The sequence below is a fragment of the Streptomyces sp. NPDC012794 genome, from assembly GCF_042901085.1.
In the GTDB taxonomy this organism is placed as follows: Bacteria; Actinomycetota; Actinomycetes; order Streptomycetales; family Streptomycetaceae; genus Streptomyces.
Map to the genome: position 1 here is coordinate 292,197 of NZ_JBIBCI010000001.1, position 24,421 is coordinate 316,617.

Here is a 24,421-nt window from a genome sequence, read left to right on the forward strand (position 1 = left end):
TCATTACACAGGGGGTCTCGGCGGCGGGCGGCTTCCTCCGGGGGCGCGCGGCGGGTGTCAGGTGCTGGACGCGACCGTGGTGGCGACAGGGGATTGGAGGTACGGTGGGAGCGCTCCCACTCGCTCGTCGGCGTAACGTGTCCCACGGCTACGGGGGCGGGTGCACCGTCCTGCTGACCTGATCAGCGGGCCGGGCCCGCGCCCGGTGCGGAGTGCGATGGAACACGAGGGGAGTCCACGAGCGTGAGCGGACGGCAGAGCGGCGCCAGGCCCACTCTGGAAGAGGTCGCGGCCCTGGCCGGTGTCGGCCGGGGCACGGTCTCCCGGGTCATCAACGGTTCGCCGCGGGTGAGCGAGCGGGCCAGGGACGCCGTGGCCCGGGCCGTCGCGGAGCTGGGGTACGTACCCAACCAGGCGGCCAGGGCGCTGGCCGGCAGCCGGACCGACGCGGTGGCACTGGTCATCCCGGAGACCGAGGCCCGGCTGTTCTCGGAGCCGTACTTCCTCGACCTCATCCGCGGGGTCAGCGCCGAGCTGGCCGAGGCGGACAAGCAGCTGCTGCTCACCCTGGTCCGGACGGAGGCGGAGCGGCAGCGGTTCGAGCACTACCTGGCTGCCCAGCGGGTCGACGGCGTGCTGCTGGCGTCGGTCCACGGGAACGACCCGCTGCCCGACCGGATCGCCAGGCTGGGCCTGCCGGTCGTCATGAACGGGCGGCGCTCGGAGGCCGAGCCGGTGGCCTACGTGGACTCCGACAACATCGGTGCCGGACGCGCGGCCGTCGCCCACCTCGCGGGGCGCGGCCGGTCCAGGATCGCGACCATCAGCGGGCCGCTGGACATGTACGTGGCGCGCGCCCGTCTCGGCGGCTACCGCGCGGGCCTCGCCGAGGCCGGGATCCGGCCCGACGAGTCGCTCGAGGTGACCGCGGACTTCACCGAGGAGGGCGGCCGGCTGGCGATGCGCGAGCTCCTGGAACGCGCCCCCGGTCTGGACGCCGTCTTCGCCGCCTCGGACGTGATGGCGGCCGGCGCGCGCGGCGTGCTGCGCGAGGCGGGCCGGCGGGTCCCCGAGGACGTCGCCCTCGTGGGGGTGGACGACTCCACGGTGGCCCGTCTGATGGACCCGCCCCTGACCAGCGTGCGCCAGCCCATCGAGGAGATGGGCCGCACGATGACCCGGCTCCTGCTCCAGAAGATCGCGCAGGACCCCGTAGCCGGCGCCGCCCCGCGGCGGGGCGGGGCCGAGGAGCCGCGCCGGGTGCTCCCGACGGAGCTGGTCGTGCGGGACTCCTCCTGAGCCGCTCCGGCCGCCCGCCGTCCGCCCCGCACGGAGCGCGCCGAGGCCCGGAGCCCCGCGGAAGGGAGTGCTTCCGCGCGGCTCCGGGCTCCTCACCTGCCCCGCGTCACAGCGCCGGGTGGGCGTTCTTCATGAGCTCCTGGAACTGGGCGGAGAACCACTGGCCGGCGAGCGGGGCGTCCGGGAGGGCTCCCGACATGCTGTTGCCGTTGCGCACGTTGCCCGTGTAGGTGGGGTCGCACATCCGGTCGAACCCCTTGCCCTCGTCGTTCGGGATCTCCTTGCTCGCCCCGTCGGACTCGCCCGGGGGCTTGATCCACACGTAGGCGTCGATGCCCGGGGCCGGGGCCGCCTTCGGTCGTTCGCCGAGTCCGGCGCCGGACTGGTTGCACCAGTTGCCGAGGTGGATGCGCCGGTCGTAGCGGCCGCCGTTGACGTAGGTGTCCACGTTCGTCAGCGCGCCGGGCCCGGTCGGGCGGGCGGTGCCGCCCCAGCCGTTGCGGGAGGTGTCGATGAGCATGCCGATGTTGGCGTCGAAGCCCAGGGAGACCAGCTTGGCCCGCATGCCCTGGGCGTAGGACAGTTCGTCGGTGTAGCGGTTCCAGTCGACCCACTTCGACTGGCGCACGGAGGTGCCGTTGACGGAATCGTCGATCTTGAAGTGGTCCTCCTTCAGGGCGCTGTAGTTGGCGGTGTTGACGACGAAGCCGTGCACCTTGGAGAGCGTGGAACCCTCGGCGGTCGCGGCCTGCTTGAACATCTCGGCGGAGGCGCCGAGGTTGTCGTCCCAGCCGAGCCAGCCGTGGTGGCCGGCGTCGACGTAGTTGTAGACGTTGGCGATCGAGCCGAGCTTGTTCAGGGCGTAGCCGACGCCCTTGACGTAGTTGCCGTTGGCCTTCATCACGTCGCAGTTGGGGGTCGCGGTGGGGCGGCCGGAGACGTTGGTGACCAGGTTCGGCAGTGAGTCGATCTCGACGGTGGTGACGATCCGCAGCCCCGCGTACTTGGGTTCGGCGAGGATCGCGGCGATCGGGTCGATGTACTGCGTCTTGTACTTGTCGATCTCGGTGGGGCCCAGTTCGCCGTTGGAGGCGAGCGCGGAGCAGTCCCGTCCGGGCAGGTTGTAGATCACCAGCTGGACGACGAGTTCGCCGCTGCCCTTCTGTGCCAGGGCCGCGTCGAGGTGGTCGCGCAGACCCATCTTGCCGCTCGTGCCCGTGACGAGGGCGATGCGGTCCAGCCATACGGCGGTGGGCTGGTTGGACACCCTGCTGCCGCCCGGCTCGGCGGCGGCGTTGGCGGACCACTCGGGGTTCACGTACATCTTGGCGCCGGCGTAGGGGTTGTCGGCCCTGCCGCCGGTGGGCGGAGGCGTGGTCGGCGGTGTGGTGGGCGGGGTCGTCGGGGGTGTGGTGGGGGGCTGGGTCGGGTCGGTGGCGCCGTTGCAGGTGACGCCGTTGAGCTTGAAGGTCGCGGGGACGGCGTTCGTGCCGGTGTGCGAACCGTTGAACCCGAAGGAAGCCGAACCGCCCGTGGCCAGCGATCCGTTGTAGGACATGCTCTTCGCGGTCACCGCGGCCCCGGCCTGGGTGAGGGTGGCGTTCCAGCCCTGGGTGACCTGCTGGCCGTTCGCGTAGGACCACTCCAGGGTCCAGGAGGCGACGGGGTCACCGGTGTTGGTGACGATCACGTTGGCACCGAAGCCGGTGCCCCACTGGTTCGAGATCTGGTACTCGACCTTGCAGCCGGCGGCGGCTGCGCCGGCGCTGGTGCCGAACGCCGTGGCGGTGGCGCCGGCGGCCGTGACGAGACTGAGGGCCGCCAGTAAGGCGGTGCGGGGGATGGTGCGGCTCATGTCGGGGGTGCCTTTCAGTTCAGGGCGCGCCGGCGGTGGCGCGCCCGGTGCCGAATGGGGGAGGGCCGTCGTACGGAAGGAGTGCCGTCGTGCGGGGGAGTGCCGTCGTACGGAGCGGGTGCGGTCGTCGGAACAGGGCCGTGGCGCGGTCGGTGAGCGCGTGCCCGCAGGGGGTGTGCTCGCCGCCCTCGCCCCGATCCGGGGCCCGGTCCGCGACCGGGGCGAGGGGGGGAAAGGGTGAGCCACTTGCTCGGGTCGTCGTATGCGATCCCGGGGACCGGCGGGAAACCGCGGGCCCCGGTCGCGTGCACGGCCTCCCCCAGGTCCCCGTGCCGTGCGGCCTCCTGGCCGAGGGCGGCGGGTACCGCTGTCGCGCGAGGCCGGCGCCGCTCGGCCGAGCGGCGCTGACAGGCGCGGGGGGTGCCGATGAGCGGTCCCGGCAGCGAGGCGCGCCCTGACGGCGCGCCGACTCATGGAACCGCTCCCACTGGTTGGGGCCAGACCGTAGCGTCAAGAGCTGCCGAGCAAAAGAGGGGGCGGGTAAATTCCTCGCAGATTCCCTTCGACTCTTCACGCGTCTTGACGCCGCCGGAACGCGTCTGCACAGTGGGAGCGCTCCCACTGGTTCAGAGCTTGCGCGTAGCCGTTCCTCCATCCCGTCTCCCCGAGCCGCGAGGAGAACCATCCGCATGTCGTCACATCCCCCACCCTTGTTCCGCGGACGGCGCGGACTGCTGGCCGCGTCCGCCACTGCCGTGGCCCTCGCCCTCCCCCTGGGCTTCACGGCCGTCGGCGCCCCCGCCGCCGCGGTCGCGGCGGTGCAGTGCAGCGTCGACTACAGGACCAACGACTGGGGCTCGGGCTTCACCGCCGAGCTCACCCTCACCAACCGCTCGACGACCGCTCTCGACGGCTGGAACCTCACCTACGACTACTCCGGCGACCAGCGGCTGACCAACGGCTGGAACGGCGTGTGGACGCAGTCCGGCAAGAGCGTCCGCGTCGTGGCCCCGGAGTGGAGCAGGACCGTCGCCGCCGGCGCGGCCGTCACCACCGGCGCCCAGTTCAGCTACAGCGGGACCAACGCCGCGCCCACCTCCTTCGCCGTCAACGGCACCCCGTGCACCGGAGCCCACCAGCCCCCGGTCACCGTCCTGACCAGCCCCACCGCGGGCGCCGTCTACACGGCGGGCACCCCGGTCCCGCTGGCCGCCACCGCCGCCGCGGCCCACGGCGCCACCGTGAACAAGGTCGAGTTCTACAGCGACACCACGCTCCTGGGCACGGACACCACGGCACCCTTCACCTTCGATGCCACCGGCCTCGCGGCCGGTTCCCACTCCCTCTACGCGAAGGCCCACGACAGCCTCGGAGCCTCCGCCGAGTCGGCCCCCGTCGGCATCACCGTCGCCGCCGGTCCCGCGCTCGTCGCCACACCCGGGCAGCTCTCCGTGCGTCGCGGGGAGACGGGCACCTTCGACGTGAAGCTCTCCCAGCAGCCCGCCGCGAACGTCACGGTGGGCGTGGCCCGCACCTCGGGCAACACCGACCTCGCCGCGGCACCCGCCACGCTCACGTTCACCCCGGCGAACTGGAACACCGCCCAGAAGGTGACGGTCACCGCCGGGACCACCGGCACCGGCTCCGCCGTCTTCGCCGTGACCGCCCCCGGCCACGCGAAGGCCGAGGTGACCGTCACCGAGCTGGCCGCCGACTCGACGTACGACGCCCGCTTCCTCGACCTCTACGGGAAGATCACCAATCCGGCCGGCGGCTACTTCTCGCCCGAGGGCATCCCGTACCACTCCGTCGAGACGCTGATCGTGGAAGCACCGGACCACGGACACCAGACGACCTCGGAGGCCTACAGCTATCTGATCTGGCTCCAGGCGATGTACGGGAAGATCACCGGGGACTGGGCCAAGTTCAACGGCGCGTGGGAGACCATGGAGAAGTTCATGATCCCCACCCGTGCCGACCAGCCGACGACCGGCTCCTACAACGCCTCCAAACCCGCCACCTACGCCCCCGAGCACGACCTCCCCTCGCAGTACCCGGCCAGGCTCGACGGCACAGTCGCCGCCGGCGCGGACCCGATCGCCGGTGAGCTGAAGAGCGCGTACGGCACGGACGACATCTACGGCATGCACTGGCTCCAGGACGTCGACAACGTCTACGGCTACGGCAACGAGCCCGGGAAGTGCTCCGCCGGACCGGCCGCGACCGGACCCTCGTACATCAACACCTTCCAGCGCGGCCCCGAGGAATCGGTCTGGGAGACCGTGCCGCACCCCACCTGCGACAACTTCACCTACGGCGGCAGGAACGGCTACCTCGACCTGTTCACCGGGGACGCCTCCTACGCCAAGCAGTGGAAGTTCACCAACGCCCCCGACGCCGACGCGCGCGCCATCCAGGCCGCCTACTGGGCCGACCTGTGGGCCAAGGAACAGGGCAAGGGGACCCAGGTCGCCGCGACCGTCTCCAAGGCGGCGAAGATGGGCGACTACCTGCGGTACTCCATGTTCGACAAGTACTTCAAGAAGGCCGGGAACTGCGTCGGCCCCACCGCCTGTCCCGCCGGAACCGGCAAGGACAGCGCGCACTACCTGATGTCCTGGTACTACGCCTGGGGCGGCGCCACCGACACCGCGGCCGGCTGGTCCTGGCGGATCGGCTCCAGCCACGCCCACAGCGGGTACCAGAACCCCCTCGCCGCCTACGCGCTCAGCGAGTACGCCCCGCTGAAGCCCAAGTCGCCGTCCGCCGCCACGGACTGGGCGACCAGCCTCGACCGGCAGCTGGAGTTCTACCGCTGGCTCCAGTCCCACGAGGGCGCCATCGCGGGCGGCGCCACCAACAGCTGGCAGGGGCGCTACGCACAGCCCCCGGCCGGGACCCCCACCTTCCACGGCCTCTTCTACGACGAGAAGCCGGTCTACCAGGACCCGCCGTCCAACCAGTGGTTCGGCTTCCAGGCCTGGTCCATGGAGCGGGTCGCCGAACTCTACGAGCGGACGGGCGACACGAGCGCCAAGGCCCTGCTCGACAAGTGGGTGGGCTGGGCCCTGTCGAAGACCACCATCAACCCCGACGGCACCTACCGGATCCCCTCCACCCTCAAGTGGTCCGGCGCCCCCGACACCTGGAACCCGGCGGCTCCCGGCGCCAACGCGGGCCTGCACGTCACCGTCGCCGACTACACCGACGACGTGGGCGTGGCCGCCGCGTACGCCAAGACCCTGACCTACTACGCCGCGAAGTCCGGGAACGCCGAGGCCAAGCGCGTGGCCAAGGCCCTGCTCGACGGCATGTGGGCCCACCACCGGGACCCGCTGGGCCTCTCCGTCCAGGAGACCCGGACCGACTACAAGCGCTTCAACGACCCGGTGTACGTACCCAGTACGTGGACCGGGAAGATGCCGAACGGCGACGCGGTGAACTCCTCGTCCACCTTCGCCTCGATCCGCGGCTTCTACAAGAACGACCCGGCCTGGCCGAAGGTCGAGGCCTACCTCGCCGGCGGCGCCGCGCCCGTCTTCAGCTACCACCGGTTCTGGGCCCAGGCGGACATCGCCCTGGCCATGGGCTCGTACGCGGAGCTGCTCGAATAACAGAGCGCCCCGCCCGGAGACCGCTCCGCGTACGACGAGGCCGGGCAGGCCCTCAGGGCCTGCCCGGCCCCTCGCGTCCGCCCGTCACCCGCCCTCCCGGAAGCCCGGACGGCGCCCGCATCCGAGCGGCCCGTCCGCTCCCCGCCCGGGTTTCGCCCACCCACCCATCCGTCCCATCCCGCCACTGCTCCCCCCTGGGAAGGCCCCACCATGTCTCCTGTCACCTCCGCCCGCGGCGTGCCACGTCGCGCGGCCGCCGTGCTCGCCGGCTTCGCGCTGGCGGTCGGCGGCCTGTCCGCGACCGCCCTGACCGTTCCGGTCGCGGCTGCCGCCCCCGTGGCCGCCGCCGACTCGTCCGTCCGGGTCAACCAGCTCGGCTACCTGCCCGACGGCCCCAAGCGGGCCACCGTGGTCGGTTCCGCGACGGCCCCGCTCGCCTGGCAACTGCGCGACGCCTCCGGTGCGGTGGCCGCCTCGGGTGCCACCACGGTGCACGGCGCCGACCGGGCGTCCGGCCAGTCCACGCACCTGGTGGACTTCGGCGCGTACACCGGCACCGGCACCGGCTTCACCCTGGTCGTGGACGGCCGGGCCAGCCACCCCTTCGACATCTCCGCGTCCCTGTACGACGGGCTGCGCGCCGACAGCATGTCGTTCTTCTACCAGCAGCGCAGCGGCATCGCGATCGACGCCGCCCTGGCGGGCGGCAGCGCGTACGCCCGCCCCGCCGGGCACCTGGGCGTCGCCCCGAACAAGGGTGACACCGGCGTCCCCTGCCAACCCGGGGTCTGCGACTACCAACGGGACGTGCGCGGCGGCTGGTACGACGCGGGCGACCAGGGCAAGTACGTGGTCAACGGCGGCATTTCCGTCTGGGAGATGGTCAACTCCTTCGAACGCGCACGCCGTTCGGGCGGCGAAGCGGCGCTCGGCGACGCGACGCTGCGGGTGCCGGAGCGCGGCAACGGGACGCCGGACGTGCTGGACGAGGCCCGTTGGGAGCTGGAGTTCCTGCTGCGGATGCAGGTCCCCGACGGAAAGCCGATGGCCGGGATGGCCTTCCACAAGATGCACGACGCCCAGTGGACCGCCCTGCCGACCCGGCCGGAGCTGGACGCCGAGCAGCGTGAGCTGCACCGGCCGTCGACTGCCGCGACGCTGAACCTGGCCGCCTCGGCCGCGCAGTGCGCCCGCGTGTACGCGCCGTACGACGCCGCGTTCTCCGCGCGCTGCCTGGACGCGGCCCGCCGCGCCTGGACGGCCGCCAGGGCGAATCCGAACGTGCTGGCCCCGGCGAGCGACAACACCGGCGGCGGTGCGTACGAGGACGCCGACGTCTCCGACGAGTTCTACTGGGCGGCGGCGGAACTCCTGGCCACCACCGGCGAGTCCCCGTACCGGGACGCCGTCACCTCCTCCCCGCACCACACCAAGCCCGCCGACTCGTTCTGGTGGGGCGGCACCGCGACGCTCGGCCGCATCACCCTCGCCACCGTCCCCGGCGTGACCCTGCCCGCCGGCGACGTGAGCCGGCTGCGCGGCCTGCTGACCGCGGCCGCCGACGGCCATCTGTCCACCATGGCCGGCCAGGGCTACGCGGTGCCGCTGCCCGCCACCGGGTACGTGTGGGGCTCCAACAGCGCCGTCACCAACAACGCGATGGTGCTGGCCGTCGCGTACGAGATCACCGGACAGCAGCGCTACCGGGCCGGAGCGCTGGAATCCCTGGACTACCTGCTGGGCCGCAACGCGCTCGGCCTCTCCTACGTCACCGGCCACGGCGACCGCTACGCCGAGAACCAGCACCACCGGTTCTGGGCGCACCAGAACGACGCCTCCCTGCCGCACCCGCCGGCCGGTTCCTTCGCCGGAGGGCCGAACGCCGGGCTGGAGGACCCGGTGGCCAGGGAGAAGCTGGCGGGCTGCGCCCCGGCGGCGTGCTACGTGGACGACATCGGCTCGTACTCCACCAACGAGGTGGCCATCAACTGGAACGCCTCACTGGCCTGGCTGGCGGCCTTCGCGGCCGAGCGGCGCGGAGCCCCGGCGGCGCCCGTGGTCCAGGTGACCCCGGCAGCCGTGACGGTCCCGGAGGGCGGCTCGACGCCGGTGGGCGTACGGCTTTCGGCCGCGCCCGCGCGGAACGTGACGGTGACGGTGGCCCGGAACTCCGGCGACGGGGACCTGTCGGCAGCCGCGACCCTGGTGTTCACCCCCGCCGACTGGGCCACCGCGCAACAGGTTCCGGTCCTCGCCGCGCAGGACGCCGACGCGTCGCCGGGCAGCGCGACGTTCACGGCCGGTGGTCCCGGCGTAGGGTCGGCGGCGTTCACGGCGACGGAGGCGGACGACGACGCGCCGGCGGCCTCCTGCACGGTGGCGTACCGGATCGACAACGCCTGGGGCAACGGCTTCACCGCGACCGTGACCGTGCGGAACACCGGAGCCACGACGGTCTCCGGCTGGACCCTCGGCTGGAGCTTCGCGGGTGACCAGCGGATCAGCAACGGCTGGAACGCCACCGTGACCCAGGCGGGCAGCACGGTCACCGCCCGGGACGCCGGGTGGAACGGCACCGTGGAGCCCGGCGGCAGCGCGAGCTTCGGCTTCCAGGCGACGTACTCGGGCACCAACGCCATCCCGGCGCGCTACGCGCTGAACGGTGCGCTCTGCTCCTGACCGCTCACCACGCCCTGAAGGCCCGCCCGCACCGGAACCCCTGGTGCGGGCGGGCCGCTCCCGTACCCGGCGCCGGTACGCGGTGGACGACGAAGGGGTGGGGTCAGGACGATCCTGGCCCCACCCCGTGGTTTCGCGGGCGTGTCACTCACCGGAACTGTGCGAAGAACCTCCAGATCTCTCCCTTGGTCCAGGTGGTGACGCCGCTCTCGTAGGGGGAGCCGTCGACCGGACCGGGCAGGTGGCCGCCGTCGAACGCGGCCCACTGGACCGGGTACCCGGCACGGCAGCCCGAGTAGGTGGTGGTGATGTGCGTCCGGCTGCCCGGGGCGGGCTCGCGCGGGCTCTGGGCAGCGCAGCCGTTGTCGCGGACGAACCGGTCGCGCAGGGACCGTCCCTGCGCGATGCCGAGGACGGAGTCGCCGACGCCGTGGATTCCGAAGTAGGCGATGGGCTGGGTGCCGCCGGCGCACCCGCTGATCTCGGCGCCGGAGATGACGGCGACGGCCCTGAAGACGTGCGCCCGGGTGCACGCGAGTGCGTAGCTCATTCCGCCGCCCCAGCTGAAGCCGGTGGCGAAACGCTGCGCCGTGTTGACGCAGAGGCCGCCCTCGATCCGCCGGATCATGTCGTCGACGAAGGTGACGTCCTCACCGCGCGGATTGGCCCAGCCGTTGTCGAGGCCCTGGGGGGCGACGAGGATCGCGCTGTTGCCGGACTGCTCCTGCTGGCCGTAGTAGGACCACGCGCTCCCGCTCGTTCCGCCCGAGGCGACGTCGCGGGCGGTTCCGCCCCGCCAGTGGAACGCGAAGACCAGCCGGTGGGGACGGCTGCCGGAGTAGTTGTCGGGAACCCTGAGGATGAAGCTGCGGCTCTTGCCGCTGCTCTGGATCGTGTGCGTACCGCTGGCCAGCGTCGGGGCGCTTCCGCATCCGCCGCTGGACGACAGCTTGATCGTCTGTGCTTGCCGGCTGCCGTCCACCGTCGCCGCCTCGGAGGGCGCCGGCCGCACCGCGGAGAGCATGCCGATCGTGAGCGTCGCCGCCACCACGGCGGCCAGACGGGACCACCGGCGGTGCGTGCGCGCAGGGGCGGGGGAAGACGTACCGTGGGTCTTCATCAGTTCACCCTTTCGCCGTGGCGGGTCGTCAGGTACGGGTCCAGCGCTGGTTGCTGCCGCCCGAGCAGGCGTAGAGCTGGATCAGGGTGCCGTTGGCGGTGCCGTTGCCGGCGGCGTCCAGGCAGAGGCCGGACTGGACTCCGACGATGGATCCGTCCGAGTTCAGGCGCCACTTCTGGTTGTCGCCGCCCCAGCAGCTGTAGATCTGGACCTTGGTGCCGTTGCCGGTGCCGGCGGCGTCCAGGCACTTGTCGCCGTAGACCCTGAGCTCACCCCCGGCGGTGTACGACCACTGCTGGTTGGAGCGGCTGTTGCAGTCCCACAGGTTGAGCTGGGTGCCGTCGGTGGTACTGGAACCGGGGACGTCGAGGCAGCGGCCCGAACCGACGCCCTTGACCTGCCCGGTGCCGGGCGTGGGGGTGGGGGTGGAGGAGCCGGCGTTGAGCGCGTTGAGCACGGAGGTGTACGCGGGCTTCTTGTTGCCGTTGCCGTCGAACAGCAGCGGCGTCTGCTCCGACCGCCAGGAGTCGGTGTCGCGCACGCCCCAGACGGTGATGCCGAGGCAGCGCGGGACGGCCAGGCAGTCGTTGGTCACGTTGGCGTAGGTCGTGGCCGAGGCGCCCTGGATGTCGAGCTCGGTGACCGCCACGTCGACGCCGAGGGCGGCGAAGCTCTGCAGGGTGGTGCGGAAGTTGCCGTTGTACGGGCTGTCGTTGTTGAAGTGGGCCTGGAAGCCGACGCAGTCGATCGGGACTCCGCGCTGCTTGAAGTCCCGGACCATGGCGTACATGGCCTGCGTCTTGGCCCAGGTCCAGTTCTCGACGTTGTAGTCGTTGTAGCAGAGCTTGGCGGCCGGGTCGGCGGCGCGGGCGGTGCGGAAGGCGGCCTCGATCCAGTCGTTGCCGGTGCGCTGCAGGTTGGAGTCGCGCCGGGCGCCGGAACTGCCGTCGGCGAAGGCCTCGTTCACGACGTCCCACTGGGCGATCTTGCCCTTGTAGTGGGCCATCACGCCGTTGATGTGGTTGGTCATCGCCTGGCGCAGGGGGCTGCCGCTGAGGTTCTGCATCCAGCCGGGCTGCTGAGAGTGCCAGGCCAGGGTGTGGCCGCGTACCTTCTTGCCGTTCTGCACGGCCCAGTTGTAGACGCGGTCGCCCGCGGCGAAGTCGAACCGGCCCTGCTGGGGTTCGGTGGCGTCGATCTTCATCTCGTTCTCGGGCGTCACCATGTTGAACTCGCGGGCCGCGATCGAGGTGTACGCCGGGTCGCCCAGCCTGCCCGAGGCGACGGCGGTGCCGAAGTAGCGGCCGCTCTGCGCCGCCGCGCCGCCGAGCGTGCTTTCGGCGGCGTGCGAGGTCAGCGGAGCCACCAGCAGGGCGGCCGAACCGAGGACGCCGGCGACCAGCGCCGTACGGAGAACGCCGGCCTTCCGGCGGACGGCGGACGGGGGAATGGCGGACGGAGGAATGGCATTCGAGCCCATGAAAGAGCCTCCAGGAGAGAAATTCCACGGAAGGATGGGAGCGCGGCGGAATGAATCCGCGTGAACGACGCCCGCGTCCAGGACCGCATCCATTGAAAAGGACGCTCGCCGTCAGGGCGTGAATATCTGAGGCCGGCACCCGGCACCCGGACGCAGACGGGGGGTATCGCCTCGGCCTCAGTCTGGAAACACCGCGGAAACATGTCAAGAGTTTCGTAAGTGTTTCGAGAATCCGGGGCCCCTCCGAATAGTCCAATAGCCGCTTTTCATAGAACGATCCTCATCGAAAACATTTCGATGAGGATCGCTCGGCCGGGGCTGCGGCTGAAATGCCCGGGTGGAATCAGAGCGTGGTCAGTAGCCGTAGACCATCTTGTACGCGACCTCCGGGAGGAACTGACCGGCCGTGGAGCCGGCCCCGACGCCGCAGTCGCCGTCGGACTCGCCGGGGATCTTGATCCACAGCAGCATCTCGGCACCGCCGCCGCGCTGGGTGGGCGTACCGATCCGGCGGCCGGCGGGGTTGCACCACTGCCCGTTGGAGCCGTTGCCGTTGCGGCTGGTGTCGACGACGAACGGCTTGGTGTAGCCGTAGGCGCGCAGGGCGGAGTTGACCGCGTTGCCGTAGGAGGTGTTCTGTTCGGTGGTGAAGTAGTTGGAGACGTTCAGCGCGAAGCCGCGCGCCCCGCCGACCCCGGCGGCGACGAGCTGCCGCGCCATGGTCGAGGCGTCGACCCAGCCGGGGTTCCCGGCGTCGAGGTAGACCCAGGTGTTGGGTGCCTTGGCGCGGAACTGTGCGATCGCGTTCTTCAGCATGGCGTTGCGCTCCGTGATCTGAGCGGGGGTCATGCAGCTTTCGTGGCCGAGCGCGTCGGGTTCGAGGACGACGACGGCCGGGCGGCTGCCGATACCACTGGCGAAGGCGGCGATCCAGGCGTCGTACGCGGCGCGGCTGCCGGCCCCGCCGCCGGAGTGACCGGCGCAGATGTCGCGGTTGGGGATGTTGTAGGCGACCAGGACCGGCAGCTTGTCGGAGGAGTCCGCGCGGCCGGCGTAGGCGCCCGTGGCGGCGGCGATGTCGCCGCTCCAGTTCCCGAACCAGCGGGCTGCCGGGGTGTTGGCGATGGAGGTCCGGATCGCCGCCGCCCGCCCGTCGCCGGGGTTCGCGTTGGCCCAGCGGAGCGCGGAGTTGTCGGGGTCGGTGTAGAAGCCGCTGGTCATGGTGGTCGGGTCGGCGGCGTATGCGGGGCCGGCGTTGAGCAGGGCGAGGCCGGCGGTGAGCGCACCGGCCAGCATGACGGACGCGGCTCGGACGGACTTGCGCATGGGTCTTCCTCCGGTGGGGGTGAGGAAATGGAAGCGCTTCCAGTTTTGATGGGGGGGCGGATCGCGCTGATGGGATGATTGGCGCCGCCGCCAGGGCGTGTCAAGAGGTTGAACGCGGAAGTACCGTTGGTGGCCGGTCTGACGTCATGGGTTGGAAGCGCTACCGGATCCAGGCCGAGGACGGCGTTCACGGGCAGGTCCGAACCCGGGCGGCGCGTGGAATCATGGCCGCTGTTCGCCGTCCGCGTGAGCCCGAGGAGCAGTCCGTCCATGGAGCCGTCGCCCAAGCGCATGCCGACTCTCGACGAGGTCGCCGCACGCGCCGGTGTGTCGCGCACGGCGGCCTCCCGGGTGATCAACAACGCCCCGAACGTCAGCCGTGCCAAGCGGGAGGCCGTCCAACGGGCGGTGCGCGAGCTGCGTTTCGTGCCGAATCAGTCCGCGCAGGCCCTCGCTACCCGCAGGGTGGGAGCAGTGGTGCTGGCGGTCGCCAGCGACGAACCGGGGCTGTTCGCGGACCCGTTCTTCGCGGAGGTCATCGTCGGCGTCAGCGCGGCGCTGGAACAGACCGAGCTGGAACTGATCCTGCTGCTGGCCAACACCCCGCGCGGCCGGGACAGGTTCGAGCGGCTGCTGCGTTCCCGCCGGGCCGACGGCGTCATGCTGATGGCTCTGCGGGGCGACGATCCGCTGGGGCACCTCGGTGAGGAGGCCGATCTGCCCGTCGTCTTCGGCGGACTCCCGCTCGTCGGGGAGCCCACGTGGTACGTGGACGCCGACAACCGGGGCGGTGCCCGCCTGGCCGCCGAGCACTTCGCGCGCACGGGCCGCCGACGGCCCGTCATGATCACCGGCCAGGTGGACACCAGGGCCGCGGTCGCGCGGGAACAGGGGTTCACCGACGGTCTGACCCTGTCGGGCCTGCCGCTGCTCGGGGTCGAGCCCGGACAGTTCACCGAGGAGGGCGGTTCCCAGGCGATGGAGCGGCTGCTGCGGGCACACCCCGATGCCGACGCGGTGTTCGCGGCCTCCGACGCGATGGCCATCGGCGCCCTGCGCACCCTGCGGGAACAAGGGCTCCGGGTGCCCGAGGACGTCGCGGTGATCGGCTTCAACGACCTGGCGAGCGCCCGGCACACCAGCCCTCCGCTGACCACGGTCCATCAGCCGGTACGGGCACTGGGGCAGGAGATGGCCAGGATGCTGGTCAGGGCCATCGAAGGACACCGCCCCAGCCCGTTGATCCTCCCGACCCGCCTGACGGTGCGCGCGTCCGCCCCCGGTCCGTCCGCGCCCGCCTGACCGGTACGGGGCGGGTCGGATGAAGCGCCACAGGTGGTCGGCGGTGCCGCTGTCGTCCCAGAGGGCGGCGAGGCCGCCGTCCGCGGTGGGCGTGTCCCGGATGCCGAGGACGAGCCCGCTGGCGGCGTTCCGGATGCGTCTGGCACCGTCGGGGACGAGCCGTCACCGGCCGGCGGGGTCAGGGCCTGCCCGGCGGTTCCTGTGGGTTCGGGTACGTGATGTCGAACCCCGTGAAGTGGGCCCGGTTGGTGGAGGGACGGCCGTTGGAGGTGGCGTAGAGCCCGAGCTGGACGCTGGTGAACAGCGGGGTGAGGAAGGTGGCTTCGACGGTGGTGAGGTCCTGCCAGGTTCCCTCGGGGACCGCGTGGGCGAAGGTGTGGCCGAAGCCGCGGATGCGGACCCCCAGGCGGACGGGGCCCGGGGCGACGGGAACGTCCGCCAGGACCTCGGCCCCGCGGCGGAGGCTGAGCCCTTCCGCGGTGCGGAGGAAGAGGAGGTGCGCGTCGTCGTCAACGACGACGGCGAGGCCCGCCTCTTCACCCGGTGCGGCGGGGGTGAAGCGCAGTTCGGTGGAGACGTCGCAGTCGGGCTGTTCCTGGGGGCGGGCCAGGAGCGACGGGGTGGCGCGTTCGCCGAGGCGCTCCGGGCGCAGCCGGAGGCGGAGCCCGTCGCCGGTGGTCCAGAACCGCTCCGGCGGTGTGCGCAGGCAGCTCCAGTCCGCGGAGAGCGTGGCGAAGTCCTCGTGGACGGGGCGGCGGGGGCCGGTGTGGACGACGGGGGAGAAGACCGGCCGGCCCGCGTCCCAGCCGATCCGGCTGAGGAAGGTCTCGCGGCCGAGGGCGGAGCCGGGGCGGACGCCCAGGAGGACGGCCCGCCAGTCGCCGTCCGGGGTCCGGACGAGGTCGGCGTGCCCGGTGCAGGTGACCGGACCCGTGGCGGGCGGTAGCACCGGATTGCCGGGGACGCCCTCGTAGGGGCCGGTCACCCGGTCGGCGCGGGCGGCCACCACGCTGTGGTCCACATCGGTGCCGCCCTCGGCGGTGACCAGGAGGTAGCCGCCGCCGGTCCTGTAGAGGTGCGGGGCTTCCGACCACCGGGCGCCGGCGTGGCTTCCCGACCACAGGATGTGCTCCGGTCCCGTCAGCCGTCGTTCGCGGGGGAGGTACTCGCGCATCCAGATCTCGGTGCGGCCCGCGGCTTCGTCCACGACTCGTGCGGCCGTGAACCAGGCCCGGCCGCCGCCCCGGCCGTTCCCGTTCTCGCCGTCGCCGTCGCCGTCGCCGTCGCCGTCGCCGTTCCCGTCGCCGGCGTCCGGCCCTTCGTCGAAGAACAGCGACGGATCGAAGCCCTTACCCTCCAGCCAGTGGGGCTCCGACCACGGCCCCGCCGGGTCCGTCGCCGTGACGACGAAATGGCCGGGTCCGTCCATCAGCGTGCACACGAGGTGGAAGACCCCGTCATGGTGCCGGATCGTCGGTGCGAACAGGCCCCGGGAGGGCTCGCACCCGTCGAGGCCGAGCTGGGACGGCCGGTCCAGCGCGGAGCCGATGCGCCGCCAGTTCACGAGGTCGCGGCTGTGGAACACCGGAAGGCCCGGGAACCATTCGAAGCTGGACGTCACCAGGTAGTAGTCCGCCCCCACCCGGCAGACGGACGGGTCGGGCCGGAACCCGGGCAGCACGGGATCGCCGGAGAAGCCGGTCATGGCACCGGGACGATCTCGACCGGCACGGACAGCACCCGGTCGGCCGCCGGGTGTCGTACGGGGCCCTCCAGGACGAAGGAGCCCCGGAGCGGAAGATCACCGCTGGACCGTCCGACGGCCACGCCGATCTCCCCGGGCTCCACCCGTCTGCGCAGGTCGAGCCCGGTGAAGGAGGTCCGGTCGGCATGGACCGAGAAGGTGACCCGGGCGGCCGCGCCCGGCCGTAGTTCGACCCGGGCGAAGCCGGCGAGCCACCGCCGCGGCCGGACGACGGACGCCACGGGGTCGGAGAGGTACAGCTGGACCACTTCGGTCCCGGCCACCTCGCCGACGTTGCGTACGGTGACCGAAACGGCGACGGCCCCGTCCGTCGCGGCGACGGGATCCACGGAGAGCTCCGAGCAGGTGAAGCTGGTCCAGCTCAGCCCGTGCCCGAACGGGAACAGCGGGGTCGGGTCCACCGAGCTCCAGTCCGTGCGCCCGCCGAGCCTGGCGTGCAGGTAGGTGCCGGGCTGGCCGCCGGCCCGGCGGGGGATGGAGACGGGCAGCCGCCCGGACGGTTCCGCGGCACCGCTGAGGATCCGGGCCAGCGCCGTCCCGCCCTCCTCGCCGGGGAAGAAGGCCTGCACCACGGCCGATGCGCGCTCGGCCAGCGCGCCGAGCGCGTAGGGACGTCCGGAGACGATGACCAGGACGGTCGGCACCTCCGAGTCCAGGACGGCGGAGGCGAGCGCCGCCTGGCCGCCGGGCAGGTCGAGGGTCTCGGCGTCGCAGCCCTCTCCGGAGGTGCCCCGGCCGAACATGCCCGCCCGGTCCCCGAGCACGAGCAGGTTCACGTCCGGATCGTCCGCGGTGACCGTGAACCCGGCGGCGGTGAGCGCCTCGCCGAGCGTCGGGATCTCCAGCCCGAGGTCACCGGGCAGCGCGACGTGGTTGGGGAAGGAGTAGCAGCCGAGGAAGGACTGGGGGTCGTCGGCGTGGGGCCCGCTGATCGCGACCCGGCACGGACGCAGCGGCAGGATGCCGTCGTTGGCGAGCAGTACGGTGGACCGCTCGGCCAGGAGCCTGGCCAGGGCCCGGTTCTCCGGCGGGTCGAGGTCGACCGGCTCGGGCTTGAGGGGTTCCCAGTCGGGGTCGAGCAGGCCGAGCCCGGCCTTCTGGAGCAGGACCCGTTCCGCGGCCCGGTCGATGAGCTCCTCGGGCACGCTTCCCGCCCGTACGAGTGCGGTGAGCGGTTCGCCGTAGCACCGGGCCGTGGGCAGTTCGACGTCGATCCCGGCGGTCAGCGCCAGCGCGCCGGCCGCGCCCCGCGATCCGGCGACACCGTGCCGGGTCTCCAGGAAGGAGACGGCGTAGTAGTCGGCGACGACCACACCGCCGAATCCGAGCCCGTCCCTGAGCAGTTCGGTCAGCAGCCCCTGGTCGGCGGCCACCGGGACGCCGTCCACGTCGGTGTAACTGTTCATCACCGACCGGGCGCCCCCCTCGCGCAGTGCCCGTACGAAGGGCTCGACCAGTACGTCGGCGAACTCGCGCGGTCCCGAGGCGACGGGAGCCATGTTCCGGCCGCCGCGCGAGGCCGAGTACCCGGCGAAGTGCTTGAGGGTCGCCACGATCCCGGCACCCTCCAACCCCTGCACGTAGGCGGTGCCGATCGCTCCGACGAGGTAGGGGTCCTCGCCGATGCACTCCTCGGTCCTGCCCCACCGGTAGTCGCGGACCACGTCGAGCACCGGCGCCAGCCCCTGGTGGACGCCGACCCGCCGCATCCCCGCGCCGATGGCGGCGGCCATCCGGCGCACGAGCCCGGGGTCGAAGGAGGCGCCCCAGGCCAGTGGACCGGGGAAGACCGTCGCTCCGAACGTCATGAACCCGGTCAGGCACTCCTCGTGGGCGATCGCCGGTATCCCGAACCGGCCGGCTCCGGTCACCCGCCGCTGGAGCGAGGCGAGCCGCTCCATTCCGGCTTCCGCGGTGATCGGCGCGGTGCCGAACACCCGGGTGAGCTGGCCGAGGCCGTGGGCGACGACGTCGTCGAGGCCGGGCGCGGGCTCGCCGGAGTCGTCCTCCATCGGAGCGACGGGTGCCCCCGGATCCGAGGGCAGCGCCCAGAAGCCGGCGAGCTGACCCGCCTTCTCCTCCAGCGTCATCCGTTTCAGCAGATCGGCGACTCGTACGGACACGGGCAGGAGGGGGTCACGCCAGGGCTCGGTCAAGGAGTTCTCCTAGGAACGTGGCGGGGCGGTGGAGAGCCGGACCTTGAGCTCGGTCGAGAGCTCCATCCGGGGGCTGACCAGGGGCTGGCCGTCCAGGAGCTGGAAAAGGGTGCGGGCGGCGAGCCGGCCCATCTCCTCCAGTGGCTGGCGGACCGTCGTCAGCGGCGGTGACAGCCATTCGCACATCGGCAGGTCGTCGAAGCCGACCACGCTGAGGTCCCGCGGGACGCTCAGCCCGGCCTGCCGGGCGGCTTCGTAGACGCCCATCGCCTGCTGGTCGCTCCCGGCGAAGACGGCGGTCGGCGGTTCGGGGAGGGCGAGCAGTTCCCGGGCTCGCCGGAAGCCGCCCTCGTGCTGGAAGTCGCCGAACCGGATCAGGTCGCGGTCGACCTCGATCCCGGCCCGCTCCAGCGCGGCGCGGTACCCGTCGATGCGGGCCTGGCTGCAGAGCATCTCCTTGCGCCCGCCGATCGCGGCGATCCGGCGGTGCCCCAGCTCCAGCAGGTGCTCGGTGGCGGCGAGGCCACCCGCCCAGTTGGTCGCGCCGATGCTCGGCACACCGTTGCCCGGCAGGTCGATCGGGTCGATGACGACCAGCGCCACCCCGGCCTGTTCGATCTGGGCGCGCTGGGCCTGGGTGACCGAGGCGGTGACGAGGATGACGCCGTCGCTGTGGTGCAGGACCGGCAGCGCGGCCCAGCTCGAAGGCGTGGCCTCGCCCGGCGGGACGAGCGACACGACGGTGCCGACGCTGCGCCGGGCGCACTCGGCCTCGACGCCGCGCAGTATCTCCACCGCCCACGCGCTGTCCAGGCCGCCGATGATCAGGTCGACCAGGCCGGACCTGCGGGCCCTGGCCTGCGCGCCGGGGTGGAGGTAGTTGTGGGAGCGCAGCAGGCCCTCGATCCGTTCGCGTGTCGCGGGTGCGACGTCGGAGCGGCCGTTGACCACCTTGGACACGGTGGCCTGGGAGACCCCCGCCTCAGCGGCGATGACGGCCAGGGTCGGGCGCTGCTCGCTCAACTTCTCTCCTCCGCGCGGACGCCTTGGGTGGGCGACAGGTATCGCAAACTTTCGATGAGTCTCCGGGCGGCATGACCGGGTTGTCAAGCAACAAGAGGCTTGCTGCTGAAGGAAATTCGGTAAGAAGGCTTGACCGTGAGCCTTCACGTTCCTAGTTTGTGGCAGCGTCAATTCGAGAATGTTACGAAAGATTTTCGAACCGGCTGAACCAGCGACGGGCACCGAGCGCCCCGTACCGACCGACCCGAACCGGCATTCCCCACCCCGGAGGTCCCATGGCCAGCACATCCCCGAGTCGACGAACCTTCCTCGCGCTCTCGGGCCTGACCGCTCTGTCCGTCCCGCTCACCGCGGCCTGCGGCGGCGGTGGCTCCGGCCCGGGGTCGGCGGCCGGCGGCAAAATGTCCTTCGCGTGGTGGAACATCGCCACGACGGAGCCGGGCAAGTCCCTGTTCCCGCAGATCTCCTCGGCGTTCACGACCGCTCACCCGAACATCACGATCAAGACCACCTCGTTGGAGAACGAGGCCTTCAAGTCCAAGCTGACGGCCGGCACTTCCTCGGGCAAACTTCCCGACGTCTTCCAGACCTGGGGCGGCGGCGTGCTGCGGCAGCAGGTCGACGCGGGGCTGGTCGAGGACCTCACCGAGGCGTTCGGCTGGTCGTCCGAGCTCACCCCGGTCTCGCTGCAGGCCTACCAGTTCGAGGGCCGGACCTACGCGGTGCCGTACGACATCGGCATGGTCGGCTTCTGGTACAACAAGAAGCTCTTCGTCCAGGCCGGGATCACCACTCCGCCGGCCACCTGGGCCGAGTTCCTCGAAGACGTCAGGAAGCTCAAGGCGGCGGGCGTCACTCCGATCGCCCTCGCGGGCAAGGAGAAATGGCCGGGCCACTACTACTGGGCCTACCTCGCGATGCGCGTCGCCGGCCTCCCCGCGCTCCAGCGGGCGGCGACCGCCAAGGACTTCACCGGGGCCGGCTTCGTCCGGGCCGGTGCCCACCTCAAGGAGCTGGTCGACCTCCAGCCGTTCCAGACGGGTTTCCTCGGCGCCGGCTACTCCACCCCCGGCGGCCAGGCCGCGACCATGGGCAACGGCAAGGCCGCCATGGAGCTGATGGGGCAGTGGGCGCCGTCGGTGCAGAAGGACGCGGGCGCGGACCTCGGAGCGGACCTGGGTTTCTTCCCCTTCCCGGCGGTCGAAGGCGGCGTCGGCCAGGTGACCGAGGTGTTGGGCGGTGGCAGCGGGTTCGCTCTGCGCAAGGGCGCCCCGAAGGAGGCGCTGGACTTCCTGAAGTTCTTCGTCCTGGAGAACGAGTCCAGACTGCTGGCCTCCAACGGCTACCTGCCGGTGGTCAAGGGCGCGGAAAGCCGGCTCACCGAGCCCAACAGGAAGGTGGTGGCCGACAGCCTGGTGAAGGCGACGGGCTTCCAGCTCTTCCTCGACCAGGCCTACCCGCCCGCGGTGGGCCAGGAGGTCAACGACAGCGTGGCCGACCTCATCGCGGGCAAGAAGACGCCCGAGCAGGTCACCAAGTCGATCACCGAGGCTGCGAAGGGTGCCTAGCCCCGTGTCCACCCTGACCGAGGAGCGGACGCGGGACGCCGGGCCGGTGCGCCCGCCCGCCCCCGTACGGTCGCTCCTGCGCGGGCCGGGAAGCTGGGCGTCGGTCGCCTGGTTCCTCGTCCCGGCCCTGGTCCTCTTCCTCGTCTTCGTCCTCGCACCGATCGCGGTCGCCGTCTGGACCGGCTTCTTCACGTGGGGCGGGGTCGGACCCATGGACGACTTCGCCGGCTTCGGGAACTACGCCAGGCTCTTCGGCGACCAGGTCTTCCTCGGCGACCTCGGGCGCGGGCTGTACCTGATCGTCCTGTCGGTCACGGTGCAGTTGCCCTTCGCGCTGTTCACCGCGGTCCTGCTCAACCAGCGGCTGCGGGGCCGGGCCGTCTACCGGGCGCTGTTCTTCGCGCCGTACATCCTGTCCGAGGTGGTCACGGCGGTCCTCTTCACGATGATCTTCCTTCCCGGTGCCGGCATGGCCGACCACCTCGCCGGTCTCCTCGGCCTGGAGGGGCTGCAGGGCAAGTGGCTCGCCGATCCCTCGACGGTCATGCCGACCCTGTTCGTGGTCATGACCTGGAAGTACTTCGGGTTCCACATGATGCTCTTCCTCGCCGGCCTGCAGGGCATTCCGGCCGAGATCCTCGAAGCCGCCTCCATCGACGGCGCCGGCGCCTGGCAGCGCTTCCGGAACGTGACGCTTCCGCTGCTCGGGCCGACGATCCGGATCAGTGTCTTCCTCTCGATCATCGGGGCCATCCAGCTCTTCGACCTCGTCTGGGTCATGACGGCGGGCGGGCCCAACCACTCCTCCGAGACGATGGCCATCTCGATGTTCCAGTTCGGCTTCAAGCGCTACCAGGTCGGCTACGCCAGTGCGATCAGCGTGGTGCTGTTCATGATCAGCCTGGTCTTCTCCCTCTTCTACCAGCGCTACGTGCTCCGCCGTGACCTGAGCGGGGCCATCACCTCGGGAGGCGGCCGATGAACGCCCGCAGGACGGTACGGGGCCTGTCGCTGCACGCCGTGGTCTGGCTGATCGGCGCGTTCGTCGTCGTGCCGCTGGTGTACGCGGTGATCTCCGGGTTCAAGAGCACCGGAGAGCTGACGACCAACCCGTTCGGGCTGCCGGAGCACTGGGAGACCGCCAACTACACCGGCATCCTCGGCGACGGGATGTTCTGGCGGCAGATCGCCAACAGTGCGGGCATCGCGATCGGCACGACGTGCTGCACGGTGGCGGCGTCCGCGATGGCGGCGTTCGTCCTGGCCCGCTACGCCTTCCGGGGCCGGGAGCTGTTCTACACGCTGTTCACGATCGGGCTCATGTTCCCGTTCGCGGTGGCCGTACTGCCGTTGTTCCTGCTGCTGCGCACCTTCGGACTGCTCGACAACCCGCTCGGGGTGATCCTCCCGCAGGCGGCCTTCGGGCTCCCCATGACGATCATCATTCTGCGCGGCTTCTTCCGGACCATCCCGGCGGAGGTCGAGGAGGCTGCCGTCATGGACGGCTGCGGCAAATTCCGCTTCTTCTGGAAGATCCTGCTGCCGATGGCCCGTCCGGCGCTCGGCACGGTGTCGGTGCTGGCGATCGTCGCGAGCTGGAACAACTTCTTCCTGCCGCTGCTGGTCTTCAACGACCCGAAATGGCAGACGATCCCGGTCGGAGTCCAGCAGTTCCAGGGCCAGTACTCGACCGACTACGCACTCGTCCTCGCCTACATCGTGCTCGCCATGGTCCCCGCCCTCGCGTTCTACGCCGTCGCCGAGCGGCAGCTGATCGGCGGCCTCACCGCGGGCGCCACCAAGGGCTGACCCGTCCCGCGCGACCTCCACCCCCGAGGAGACATCGTGAAACGCCTGACCGCACTCGCACTGCCATTTTTGTTAGCGCTAACATCGGCGACGGCCGTGGCCGCCCCCGCGCGCGACGCCATCGACTTCCGCACGGCGCTCCAGCCCATCGACGGATTCGGCTTCTCGATGGCCTTCCAGCGGGCCGACCTGCTGCACGGCGCGCGCGGTCTCGGCCCGGCCAAGCGGCGCGAAGTACTCGACCTGCTGCTCAGCAAGGACAAGGGCGCGGGCCTGTCGATCCTGCGCCTGGGCATCGGGTCGTCGACCGACAGGGTCTACGACCACATGCCGACGATCCTGCCGGCCGATCCCGGCGGCCCGGACGCCCCACCGGAGTACGTCTGGGACGGCTGGGACGGCGGCCAGGTCTGGCTCGCCAAGGAGGCCAAGTCCTACGGCGTCGAACGGTTCTACGCCGACGCCTGGAGCGCCCCGGCCTTCATGAAGACCAACGGGAGCGAGAACGACGGCGGCGAGCTGCGGCCCGCATGGCGCCAGGCCTACGCGGACTACCTCGTGCAGTACGCGAAGTTCTACCGGCAGGAAGGCATCGGGATCACCGACCTGGGATTCACCAACGAACCCGACTGGACGGCGGCCTACGCCTCGATGCGGTTCACCCCGCGGCAGGCCGTCGACTTCCTCAAGGTGCTCGGGCCGGCCGTCCGCGCGTCCGGACTGAAGACCGGGCTGGTCTGCTGCGACGCCGCCGGCTGGGACCGGCAGGTCGCCTACACCCGGGCCATCGAGGCGGACCCCGCCGCCGCCAGGTCCGTGCGGACCGTCACCGGCCACCGCTACAGCGGCCCGACAGCCGTCCCGCAGCCGACCGGCAAACCCGTGTGGATGTCGGAATGGTCCCCGGACGGGGCCACCTGGAACGAGAACTGGGACGACGGCAGCGGCTACGACGGTCTCGCCGTCGCCGCCGACATCCAGAACACCCTGACCACCGGCAACGCCAGTGCCTACGTCTACTGGACCGGCGCCTCCCTCGGCGCGACCCGGGGGCTCATCCAGCTCGCCGACCCAGGTGACGACTACCGGGTGTCCAAGCGGTACTGGGCCCTGGCCGCCTTCAGCCGCTTCATCCGGCCCGGCGCCGTACGCGTTCCGGTCACGCACGCCGACCAGGCACTGAAGATCACGGCCTTCCGCAACACCGACGGCAGCCGCGTGATCGAGATCCTCAACACCGCGACCACCGAAAGCTCCGCCGCGTTCTCCCTCCGCGGCGCGCACGACCGGCACCCCGACGGCTACGTCACCGACGGAACCCGCTCGATCACCCCGGCCGACGTCGTCTCCACGCACGGCACGACCCTCACGGCGACACTCGCCCCGCGCGCGCTCACCACGATCGTCCTCGACTGAACCGCCCGC

At 71.5% G+C, this 24,421-nt stretch carries 15 protein-coding genes; 8 read left to right on the plus strand and 7 right to left on the minus strand.

Annotated features, from left to right (window positions below; translation table 11 throughout):
- Positions 1 to 243: 243 nt before the first annotated feature.
- Complete coding sequence (locus ACFY7H_RS01395; RefSeq protein ID WP_388931386.1) at positions 244 to 1,299, plus strand: LacI family DNA-binding transcriptional regulator; 1,056 nt, start codon at positions 244 to 246, stop codon at positions 1,297 to 1,299.
- 106 nt (positions 1,300 to 1,405) lie between these two features.
- Here ACFY7H_RS01395 and ACFY7H_RS01400 read toward each other — a convergent pair whose 3' ends face one another.
- Entirely contained in the window at positions 1,406 to 3,154 is a 1,749-nt protein-coding gene (locus ACFY7H_RS01400) for a glycoside hydrolase family 6 protein (RefSeq protein ID WP_388931388.1), read from the minus strand.
- 689 nt (positions 3,155 to 3,843) lie between these two features.
- Here ACFY7H_RS01400 and ACFY7H_RS01405 point away from each other — a divergent pair.
- Together ACFY7H_RS01405 and ACFY7H_RS01410 are read left to right on the plus strand one after the other, a co-directional pair.
- Positions 3,844 to 6,768, plus strand: coding sequence for a glycoside hydrolase family 48 protein (locus ACFY7H_RS01405; protein ID WP_388931390.1), 2,925 nt, complete (start codon positions 3,844 to 3,846; stop codon positions 6,766 to 6,768).
- Between the two features lie 210 nt (positions 6,769 to 6,978).
- Complete coding sequence (locus ACFY7H_RS01410) at positions 6,979 to 9,447, plus strand: glycoside hydrolase family 9 protein (RefSeq protein ID WP_388931393.1); 2,469 nt, start codon at positions 6,979 to 6,981, stop codon at positions 9,445 to 9,447.
- 148 nt (positions 9,448 to 9,595) lie between these two features.
- Here ACFY7H_RS01410 and ACFY7H_RS01415 read toward each other — a convergent pair whose 3' ends face one another.
- The 3 genes from ACFY7H_RS01415 to ACFY7H_RS01425 form a co-directional block, all read right to left on the minus strand.
- Complete coding sequence (locus ACFY7H_RS01415) at positions 9,596 to 10,567, minus strand: alpha/beta hydrolase family esterase (RefSeq protein WP_388931395.1); 972 nt, start codon at positions 10,565 to 10,567, stop codon at positions 9,596 to 9,598.
- Positions 10,568 to 10,595: 28 nt separating this feature from the next.
- Positions 10,596 to 12,047: an endo-1,4-beta-xylanase gene (locus ACFY7H_RS01420; protein WP_388931398.1), complete on the minus strand. Its 1,452-nt coding sequence runs from the start codon at positions 12,045 to 12,047 to the stop codon at positions 10,596 to 10,598.
- 354 nt (positions 12,048 to 12,401) lie between these two features.
- Positions 12,402 to 13,373: a glycoside hydrolase family 6 protein gene (locus ACFY7H_RS01425; RefSeq protein WP_388931400.1), complete on the minus strand. Its 972-nt coding sequence runs from the start codon at positions 13,371 to 13,373 to the stop codon at positions 12,402 to 12,404.
- Positions 13,374 to 13,643: 270 nt separating this feature from the next.
- On the opposite strand from ACFY7H_RS01425, the gene ACFY7H_RS01430 reads away from it, so the two are divergent.
- Entirely contained in the window at positions 13,644 to 14,675 is a 1,032-nt protein-coding gene (locus tag ACFY7H_RS01430; protein ID WP_388931402.1) for a LacI family DNA-binding transcriptional regulator, read from the plus strand.
- Between the two features lie 178 nt (positions 14,676 to 14,853).
- Here ACFY7H_RS01430 and ACFY7H_RS01435 read toward each other — a convergent pair whose 3' ends face one another.
- The 3 genes from ACFY7H_RS01435 to ACFY7H_RS01445 are packed head-to-tail and all read right to left on the minus strand — an operon-like array spanning position 14,854 to position 19,619.
- The gene (locus tag ACFY7H_RS01435; RefSeq protein ID WP_388931405.1) at positions 14,854 to 16,380 is read right to left on the minus strand and encodes a family 43 glycosylhydrolase; all 1,527 of its coding nucleotides are present in this window, start codon (positions 16,378 to 16,380) and stop codon (positions 14,854 to 14,856) included.
- The gene (locus ACFY7H_RS01440; protein ID WP_388931407.1) at positions 16,377 to 18,596 is read right to left on the minus strand and encodes a glycoside hydrolase family 3 N-terminal domain-containing protein; all 2,220 of its coding nucleotides are present in this window, start codon (positions 18,594 to 18,596) and stop codon (positions 16,377 to 16,379) included. Before ACFY7H_RS01440 ends, ACFY7H_RS01435 begins: the two co-directional genes overlap by 4 nt.
- A gap of 9 nt (positions 18,597 to 18,605) precedes the next feature.
- Positions 18,606 to 19,619, minus strand: a complete 1,014-nt coding sequence (locus ACFY7H_RS01445; protein WP_388931410.1) for a LacI family DNA-binding transcriptional regulator — start codon at positions 19,617 to 19,619, stop codon at positions 18,606 to 18,608.
- A 275-nt stretch (positions 19,620 to 19,894) separates the two neighbouring features.
- Here ACFY7H_RS01445 and ACFY7H_RS01450 point away from each other — a divergent pair, with 275 nt between their 5' ends.
- The 4 genes from ACFY7H_RS01450 to ACFY7H_RS01465 all read left to right on the plus strand — a co-directional run bounded on the left by ACFY7H_RS01450 (position 19,895) and on the right by ACFY7H_RS01465 (position 24,412).
- Complete coding sequence (locus tag ACFY7H_RS01450) at positions 19,895 to 21,187, plus strand: extracellular solute-binding protein (RefSeq protein ID WP_388931412.1); 1,293 nt, start codon at positions 19,895 to 19,897, stop codon at positions 21,185 to 21,187.
- Positions 21,188 to 21,263: 76 nt separating this feature from the next.
- Positions 21,264 to 22,169, plus strand: a complete 906-nt coding sequence (locus tag ACFY7H_RS01455; protein ID WP_388932234.1) for a carbohydrate ABC transporter permease — start codon at positions 21,264 to 21,266, stop codon at positions 22,167 to 22,169.
- Entirely contained in the window at positions 22,166 to 22,996 is an 831-nt protein-coding gene (locus ACFY7H_RS01460; RefSeq protein ID WP_388931414.1) for a carbohydrate ABC transporter permease, read from the plus strand. The genes ACFY7H_RS01455 and ACFY7H_RS01460 overlap by 4 nt, the downstream gene beginning before the upstream one ends.
- Positions 22,997 to 23,032: 36 nt before the next feature.
- A complete protein-coding gene (locus ACFY7H_RS01465) occupies positions 23,033 to 24,412 on the plus strand; it encodes a glycoside hydrolase (protein WP_388931416.1) in 1,380 nt (459 codons plus the stop codon).
- Positions 24,413 to 24,421 lie beyond the last annotated feature (9 nt).

What these genes read in the sequence shown, in the direction of transcription:
- ACFY7H_RS01400 (WP_388931388.1), bottom strand. Translation starts at nt 3,154, where the DNA reads ATGAGCCGCACCATCCCCCGCACCGCCTTACTGGCGGCCCTCAGTCTC.
- ACFY7H_RS01405 (WP_388931390.1), top strand. Translation starts at nt 3,844, where the DNA reads ATGTCGTCACATCCCCCACCCTTGTTCCGCGGACGGCGCGGACTGCTG.
- ACFY7H_RS01410 (WP_388931393.1), top strand. Translation starts at nt 6,979, where the DNA reads ATGTCTCCTGTCACCTCCGCCCGCGGCGTGCCACGTCGCGCGGCCGCC.
- ACFY7H_RS01415 (WP_388931395.1), bottom strand. Translation starts at nt 10,567, where the DNA reads ATGAAGACCCACGGTACGTCTTCCCCCGCCCCTGCGCGCACGCACCGC.
- ACFY7H_RS01420 (WP_388931398.1), bottom strand. Translation starts at nt 12,047, where the DNA reads ATGGGCTCGAATGCCATTCCTCCGTCCGCCATTCCCCCGTCCGCCGTC.
- ACFY7H_RS01425 (WP_388931400.1), bottom strand. Translation starts at nt 13,373, where the DNA reads ATGCGCAAGTCCGTCCGAGCCGCGTCCGTCATGCTGGCCGGTGCGCTC.
- ACFY7H_RS01430 (WP_388931402.1), top strand. Translation starts at nt 13,644, where the DNA reads ATGGAGCCGTCGCCCAAGCGCATGCCGACTCTCGACGAGGTCGCCGCA.
- ACFY7H_RS01435 (WP_388931405.1), bottom strand. Translation starts at nt 16,380, where the DNA reads ATGACCGGCTTCTCCGGCGATCCCGTGCTGCCCGGGTTCCGGCCCGAC.
- ACFY7H_RS01450 (WP_388931412.1), top strand. Translation starts at nt 19,895, where the DNA reads ATGGCCAGCACATCCCCGAGTCGACGAACCTTCCTCGCGCTCTCGGGC.
- ACFY7H_RS01460 (WP_388931414.1), top strand. Translation starts at nt 22,166, where the DNA reads ATGAACGCCCGCAGGACGGTACGGGGCCTGTCGCTGCACGCCGTGGTC.